The organism is Streptomyces sp. NPDC028928 (assembly GCF_055564915.1).
The window spans coordinates 38,751-45,540 of sequence record NZ_JBVHVI010000015.1 but is presented as its reverse complement, the minus strand read 5'-3'; the positions used below and the strand labels follow the sequence as shown (position 1 = coordinate 45,540).

6 protein-coding genes are annotated in these 6,790 nt (G+C 73.4%); 1 reads left to right on the top strand and 5 read right to left on the bottom strand.

Annotated features, from left to right (window positions below; all coding sequences use genetic code 11):
* Positions 1–144: 144 nt before the first annotated feature.
* Positions 145–1,527 (bottom strand): MocR-like pyridoxine biosynthesis transcription factor PdxR, encoded by a 1,383-nt coding sequence (gene pdxR, locus ACZ4U1_RS31645; protein ID WP_467907591.1) that lies wholly within the window; start codon positions 1,525–1,527, stop codon positions 145–147.
* 160 nt (positions 1,528–1,687) lie between these two features.
* Here pdxR and trpD point away from each other — a divergent pair, with 160 nt between their 5' ends.
* A complete protein-coding gene (gene trpD / locus ACZ4U1_RS31640) occupies positions 1,688–2,758 on the top strand; it encodes an anthranilate phosphoribosyltransferase (RefSeq protein ID WP_467907766.1) in 1,071 nt (356 codons plus the stop codon).
* 96 nt (positions 2,759–2,854) lie between these two features.
* Here the strand turns inward: trpD and trpC are convergent, their stop codons facing one another.
* The 4 genes from trpC to ACZ4U1_RS31620 form a co-directional block, all read right to left on the bottom strand.
* The gene (trpC, locus tag ACZ4U1_RS31635) at positions 2,855–3,640 is read right to left on the bottom strand and encodes an indole-3-glycerol phosphate synthase TrpC (RefSeq protein WP_467907590.1); all 786 of its coding nucleotides are present in this window, start codon (positions 3,638–3,640) and stop codon (positions 2,855–2,857) included.
* A gap of 88 nt (positions 3,641–3,728) precedes the next feature.
* The gene (locus tag ACZ4U1_RS31630) at positions 3,729–4,679 is read right to left on the bottom strand and encodes a TauD/TfdA family dioxygenase (protein ID WP_467907589.1); all 951 of its coding nucleotides are present in this window, start codon (positions 4,677–4,679) and stop codon (positions 3,729–3,731) included.
* A 1-nt stretch (position 4,680) separates the two neighbouring features.
* Positions 4,681–5,928, bottom strand: a complete 1,248-nt coding sequence (locus ACZ4U1_RS31625; protein ID WP_467907588.1) for a cytochrome P450 — start codon at positions 5,926–5,928, stop codon at positions 4,681–4,683.
* Positions 5,929–5,945: 17 nt separating this feature from the next.
* A complete protein-coding gene (locus ACZ4U1_RS31620) occupies positions 5,946–6,704 on the bottom strand; it encodes an ABC transporter permease (RefSeq protein WP_467907587.1) in 759 nt (252 codons plus the stop codon).
* Positions 6,705–6,790: the final 86 nt, after the last annotated feature.

The window sequence follows — 6,790 nt, the reverse complement described above, 5'->3', positions numbered from 1 at the left end:
GAAGCTCAGAGTTGCGAACTGGTCGGGTGCGGGCTCCAGCCCGGGAGGCTGGAGGGTCTGGCTCTGCGGCTGAGGGCGCGGCCCTGGAGGCTGGGGACTCCAGCCCGGGAGAGCCCCGGAGGCTGAGGGCTTCGGCTGTCGGTGTCAGGGCAGGACCGTGCCCAGTTCTGCGATCGCCTCCTCGATGCCTGTGCGCGGGAGTTGGGCATGGCCCACCACCAGCGCGGGTGCGCCCTCTCCCGCTCGCGCGTGGAAGGCCGCCGCTCCGCGTACCAGGACGGAGCGGCGCAGTGCCCCCGCGACCAGTGCCGCCTCGTCGGTGCGCGGGGGCAGCCGTATGCAGGCGTGCAGGCCGGCCGCCGGGCCCAGGACGACGGCGCCGGGCAGATGCCGGCGCACCGCCGACTCCAGGACCTGTCTGCGGTCGCGGCACAGGGAGTTGAGGCGGCGCAGATGACGGTCGTACAGGCCGCTGCGCAGGAACTCGGCGAACGCCAGCTGTGCCAGGCTGTCGGTGCCCAGGTCGTGCCGGGCGCGGGCGCGCAGCAGGGGGTCGAGGACGGCGCGCGGGGCCGCGAGCCAGCCCAGGCGCAGCCCGGGGGCCAGGGTCTTGCTGGCGGTGCCGGCGTAGACGACGTGGTCGGGGGCGAGCCGGCGCAGGGCGAGCGGCCGGGGCGTCCCGCGCTCGTACCACAGGCCGCCGTCGTAGTCGTCCTCCACGATCCAGCCGCCGGTCTCCCGCGCCCAGGCGGCGAGTTCGGCGCGGCGCCGCGCGGACAGCGTGACCCCGGTCGGGTACTGGTGGGCGGGTGTGACGAGGACGGCCCGCACCCCGGACGCCCGCAGCGCCGACACGTCGAGGCCCTCCGCGTCGACCGGCAGCGGCACCGGCCGCAGCCCGCACTCGCGCACGAACCGGCGCTGCCGGGGATGCCCCGGGTTCTCCATGCCCAGTGCGTTCACGCCCAGTTCGGGCAGTGCCGCGCCGAGCAGACCGAGGGTCTGGGCGAAGCCGGCGACGACCATGATCTGGTCCGGGGTGCCGGGCACCCCGCACACCCGGCCCAGATAGTGGGCGAGTTCGACGCGCAGGGCCGGCACCCCGGCCGGCGGCGGGTAGTCGTGGTCGGCCGGGTCGGCGGACTGCAGGGCCCGCTGGTAGCTGGTGAGCCAGTCGCGGCGCGGGAAGTGCGGGAACGCGGGCGCGCCCGGGCGCAGGTCCCAGCGCACGTCGGGCACCCGGCCGTCGTCCAGCAGGGTCGGCACGACCGGCTCGGGCCGCAGGTGTCGTACGACACGGGTGCCGGCGCCCTGCACCGCCTCCAGGTATCCCTCGGCGACGAGCTGTCCGTACGCCTCGACGACCACGCTGCGGGAGACGCCGAGTTCGTCGGCGAGGCTGCGGCTGGAGGGCAGCCGGCTGCCCGGGTGCAGGACCCCGGCCGCCACCTCGCTCTTGATGAATCGCTGGATCTGGGAGGTCAGCGGGACATCGGAGTCCCGTACGACTTTCATCGCGACGTGCATGACACTCGATTCCCTTCCTGTACGGGATTTCCTGTACGGGATCTCTGTACGCGGAATTGGACTGCATCGGCGGCCCGGGACTGGTCTGGAATGCCCTCCGCGCATTTCCCAGACTGAAAAGCGAACCCCTTGGTTCTTTCGCCCCTTCGTCTGCGAGGAGATTTCCGTGAACGACTGGCCGCACTTGCTGAGCACGTTGCTGGACCGCCGGGATCTGTCCACGCGGCAGGCCGAATGGGCGATGGACGAGGCCATGACCGGCGCGGCCGGCCCGGCGCGGCTCGCCGCACTGATGATGGGGCTGCGCGCGAAGGGCGAGACGGCCGCCGAGATCGAGGGCCTGGTCCGTGGCATGCTGCGGCACGCGGTGCCGCTGACGGTGCCGGGCCGCTGCCTCGACATCGTCGGTACCGGCGGCGACGGCTCGCACAGCGTGAACATCTCCACGATGTCGGCGCTCGTGGCGGCCGGGGCCGGCGCCCGCGTCGTCAAGCACGGCAACCGGTCCGCGTCCTCGGCCTGCGGATCGGCGGACGTACTGGAGGAGCTGGGGGTGTCGCTCGACCTGCCGGCCGACGAGGTGGGCGCGGTCGTGGCGGACACCGGGATCACGTTCTGCTTCGCCCCGCTGTTCCACCCGGCGATGCGGCACGCCGCCGGTCCGCGCCGCGAACTCGGCATCCGTACCGTGTTCAACGCCCTCGGCCCGCTGACCAATCCGGCACGGCCCGCGGCCCAGGCGGTCGGGGTCGCCGACCCGGTGCTCGCGCAGCGCATCGCCGAGGTGCTGGCACGGCGGGGCACGGACGCGCTGGTGTTCCGCGGGGACGACGGGATGGACGAGCTGACGGTCACCACTACCTCCACGGTGTGGTCGGTGTCCGGCGGTGCGGTGCGCCGGGAGTCGTTCGATCCTCGGGACATCGGCATCCCGGCGGCGCCGGAGGAGGCGCTGCGCGGCGGGGACCGGGTCCACAACGCGCGGGTCGCCCGCGAGGTCCTGGCGGGTGCGGCCGGCCCGGTCCGGGACGCGGTACTCCTGTCCGCGGCGGCGGGTCTGGCCGCGTTCGACGGCGGCCCGGGCTCCCTGACCGAACGCCTCGCCACCGGCGTCCGGCGCGCGTCCCGAGCGATCGACTCCGGGGCGGCGGCCGCGGTCCTGGAACGGTGGGTGGCGGTCTCGGCGGAGAGGATGCGTGCGGTGCGCGGGGGCGCGGTGGCGGTGGCCTGATCGCGGTGTCATCGGGGAGGTATGCGGCTGCCGCCGCGCGGGCGCGACCAGCCATGGACGACCCGCACCCGGCCCAGCACAGAACCCGGCAGACGCCTAGCCGCCCGGCGTGAGCGCGGCGACCGCGGACGCGCTGTCACCGCTCGTCACCAGCGCCTCCCCCACCAGCACCGCGTCCGCCCCCAGCCCCGCGTACCGGGCCACGTCGGCGGCGCCCCGCACGCCCGACTCGGCGACGCGCACGACGTCGTCCGGGAGGAGCGGGGCGACGCGGCCGAACGTCGACCGGTCGACCCGCAGGGTCTTCAGGTCACGCGCGTTGACGCCGACCACGCGCGCGCCGGCGGCGAGGGCGCGCTCCGCCTCCGCCTCGTCGTGGGTCTCCACCAGCGCCGTCAGGCCGGCCTGTGTCGCCAGCGCCAACAGTTCGGTCAGCAGCGGCTGTTCGAGCGCGGCGACGATCAGCAGGACCAGGTCCGCCCCGTGCGCCCGCGCCTCCCACACCTGGTAGGCGTCCACGACGAAGTCCTTGCGCAGCACCGGAAGACCGACCCTGGCCCGCACGGCGTCCAGGTCGGCGAGGCTGCCCCCGAACCGGCGGCGCTCGGTGAGCACACTGACCGCGGCGGCGCCGCCCTTCTCGTAGGCCGCCGCGAGCGCGGCCGGGTCGGTGATCTCGGCCAGCGGTCCACGGGACGGGCTGGCACGCTTCACCTCGGCGATGATCCGGGGCTGTCCGCCCGCCGCGCGCAGCAGCGGCACGCAGTCCGCGCCCGGGCCGCGGGCCTCCGCCCGCTGCCTCAGCTCCCGCTCCGGCACGGTTCGCCGGCGTTCGGCGAGGTCCTCGCGGACCCCCGCCACGATGTCGTCGAGCACGGTCATTCCGTACGCCCCCGTTCTGTCCGTCCTGCCTCGGTGTGCTGTGGCGAGGGGCCCGGCGTACCCCGCCGGGCCCCTCGTTCCGTTGTGCTCAGGTCATCGAGACGACGACCTTGCGCGTGCCCGTGAACGCCTCCCGGCCGTGCAGCACGGACGGGTTGTCCACGATCATCACGTCGCCCCGCTGCCAGGGCTCGGCCAGCTTGTGCGCGCGCTGGGCCGCGCGGACCTCGGCGAGGTCCTCGTCGGACAGCGGGGTGCCGTCGGCGTACGTCACCCAGTGCGGCAGGTCGTCCACCGAGTCGGTCAGCGACATCAGCAGCTCCCCCTCGTCGTCGGGGAGGTTGGAGGGGTGCCACTGGTCGGCCTGGTTGAACCAGGTGTCCCGGCCGGTGCGCGGGTTCTTGATGACGCCGGGGCGGTGCTGGCGCACCCGCAGGCCGCCGTCGCCGGTCCACTCGAACTCGGCCTCGGAGGCGGTGAGGAACTCCTCGACCACCGCCTTGTCGTCCGTCTCGAACGTGTCCTGCCAGGACTTGCCGAGCCCGGCTCCGCCGTGCAGGTGCTGCCGGTAGACGACGCCGGAGGCGAACCGCTCGCGCAGCTCGGGGGAGAGCGCGCCGAGCAGGGCCTCGCCGTCGCAGACCGGGGTGGCGCCGCCCGTGTCGGGGGCGTCGAGGCAGCAGAAGTACAGCCGGTCGGGCCACTTGCGGGCGTACGACAGCTCGTTGTGCAGGGAGATGTCGTAGCGCGCCGGGTACTCGGTGGAGGTGAAGACGCCGTCGGAGAGCGTCTTGCGCGGGGTGTTCCCGCCGCGGTAGCTCTCGATGAGGTCGCGGCCGAAGCCGCTCACGGCGGAGTGGAAGGCGGCGGTGTCGGGGATGCCCGCGCCGCGCAGCATGACCACGCCGTACGCGTCGAGCAGCACCTGCACCCGGCCGCGCACCTCGTCCCAGCGGGCCTCGTCCCAGCTGCCGGCCGGGGTCTCGGTGTACAGGATCGCGAGCTTGGTGCCTCCCGCGATCCGGATCTCGTGCCGCATCTCAGCGAACCTCCTCGCCGGCCGGCTCCGCGCCCAGCGCGACGGGCAGGCCGCTGTAGCCCTGGATGAAGTTGGAGTAGAGGCGCCGCGGGGGGCCGAGCAGCGTGATGTCGGCGACCATGGCGCGCAGCGCCTCCACCATGGCGTTCACATGGACCCGGCCCAGGAAGGCGCCGAGGCAGAAGTGCGGGCCGTGGCCGAAGACCACGTGCTTGTTGGGGGTGCGGCCGATGTCGAAGGTGTGCGGGTCGGTGAAGACGTCCTCGTCGAAGTTGGCGGAGGCGTTCCACAGGGTGACCACGTCCCCGGCCTTGACGACCTGGTCGCCGAGGGGTACGTCGACCAGGGCGCGGCGCCCGAAGTGCATGGCGGGCGTCGTCCAGCGCAGGATCTCCTCGGTGGCCGAGTCGGAGGTGACCTCGCCGCTCTTCAGGCGGCGCCACTGCTCGGGGTTCTCGGCCAGGGCGATGAGGCCGCCGATGATGGACATCCGGGTCGACTCGTCGCCGCCGAGGATGAGGCTGTAGCTGTTGAGGACGATCTCGTCGTCGGTCAGCGGCCTGCCGTCGATGGTGGCGGTGGCGAGCGTGCTGAGGACGTCGTCGCCGGGGGCGGCCCGGCGCTCTTCGGCGAGCTGGGAGATGTAGAGCAGGATCTCGTTGCGCGCCATGAGCGACTCGAACTCGCTCTCGTCGGAGCTGTGCCGGGACAGCGTCCGGGTGTTCCACTCGACCAGCTGCGGCCGGTCGGCGGCCGGGATGTCGAGGAGGTCGCCCATGGTGTGCATCGGGATGTGGTCGACCACGTCGGTGACGAAGTCGATCCGGTCCGACGCCACGGCCGCGCCGAGGAGTTCGCGCGTGTGCCGGTGGACGCCGTCCACGACGGGGGCGAGGACGCGCGGCGAGAACGACTTCAGCATCAGGTTGCGGATCTCGCGGTGGCGTACCCCGTCGGTGACGGCGAGCATCTTGCCGGCGGCCGAGTCCTCGCCGCGCAGCAGCGTGGTGAGCACGGTGCCCTTCTCGGAGGTGAACCGCTTGTTGTCCCGGTAGACGGCGACCGCGTCCTCGTACCGGGAGATCACCCAGAATCCGGGGGTGCCGGGGCCCGCGGGGTGCCAGTGCACGGGGCTCTCGGTGCGGAACCTGCGCCACATGGCGTGCTGGTCGACGTCGAGGAAGGTCTGGGGATCGGTGAGGTCGAGCGCGGCCGGCTCCGGCGCCGCCGCGCGTTCGGTGACAGGCATGGTGGAGGTTCCTTTGCTCAGGGCTTGCGGAATCGGCGCAGGCTGACGGTGAGGCAGACGGCGAACAGCGTGCTCAGCGTCACGGCGACCACGACCAGCGGGTGTTCGCCGACGTAGCCGGGGCCCGTGGTGGCGGGGTTGCCCCACAGGTCGCGGCAGGCGGCGATGACGGCGCTGACCGGGTTCCACTCGGCGATCGGGCGGATCGCGCCCGGCATGGACTGCGGGGAGAGGAAGGCGCTGGACAGGAAGGGCAGCACGATGACGATGAACGGGGCGACGACGCTGATCGTCTCGATGCTGCGCAGGGTGGTGGCGAGCAGCACGCCGAGCCACAGCATCACGTAGGTGAAGGCGGCGATCAGGGCGAACCCGCCGAGCGTGGGCAGCAGGCCGGTGTGCGAACGCCAGCCGAGCAGCAGCCCGGCTCCCGTGGTGACGGCGAGCGCGGCCAGGGCGGTCAGCAGGTCCGCGGCGGTGTGCCCGAGGGGCACCGCGGACCGGCTGATCGGCAACGACCGGAACCGGTCCACGATGCCGCCCTGCAGGTCCATCGCCATGGACACGGCCGTCGGCCCCACACAGGCGAGCCCCACCTGGACGGCGCCGCCGGCGAAGACGTACTCGACGTAACTGCCGCCCGCGGGAAGGGTGATGGCGTCCCGGAACAGATAGCCGAGCAGCACCATCGACACGAGCGGGTTGAGGACGACACCGATGGCGCGGCCGGGGCCGCGGCGCAGCCGCCGCAGCCTGCGCCCCAGGACGGCCAGCACCTCGGTGGCGAAGGTCCTCGGGCCCGGGGGGGGGGGGGGGGGAGCACACAGTGGCGAATGGAGGGGACCACGGTGGGGACGCCCCG

Coding starts and splice junctions, on each gene's coding strand:
- pdxR (WP_467907591.1), bottom strand. CDS start 1,527: ATGCACGTCGCGATGAAAGTCGTACGGGACTCCGATGTCCCGCTGACC.
- trpC (WP_467907590.1), bottom strand. CDS start 3,640: ATGACCGTGCTCGACGACATCGTGGCGGGGGTCCGCGAGGACCTCGCC.
- ACZ4U1_RS31630 (WP_467907589.1), bottom strand. CDS start 4,679: ATGCGGCACGAGATCCGGATCGCGGGAGGCACCAAGCTCGCGATCCTG.
- ACZ4U1_RS31625 (WP_467907588.1), bottom strand. CDS start 5,928: ATGCCTGTCACCGAACGCGCGGCGGCGCCGGAGCCGGCCGCGCTCGAC.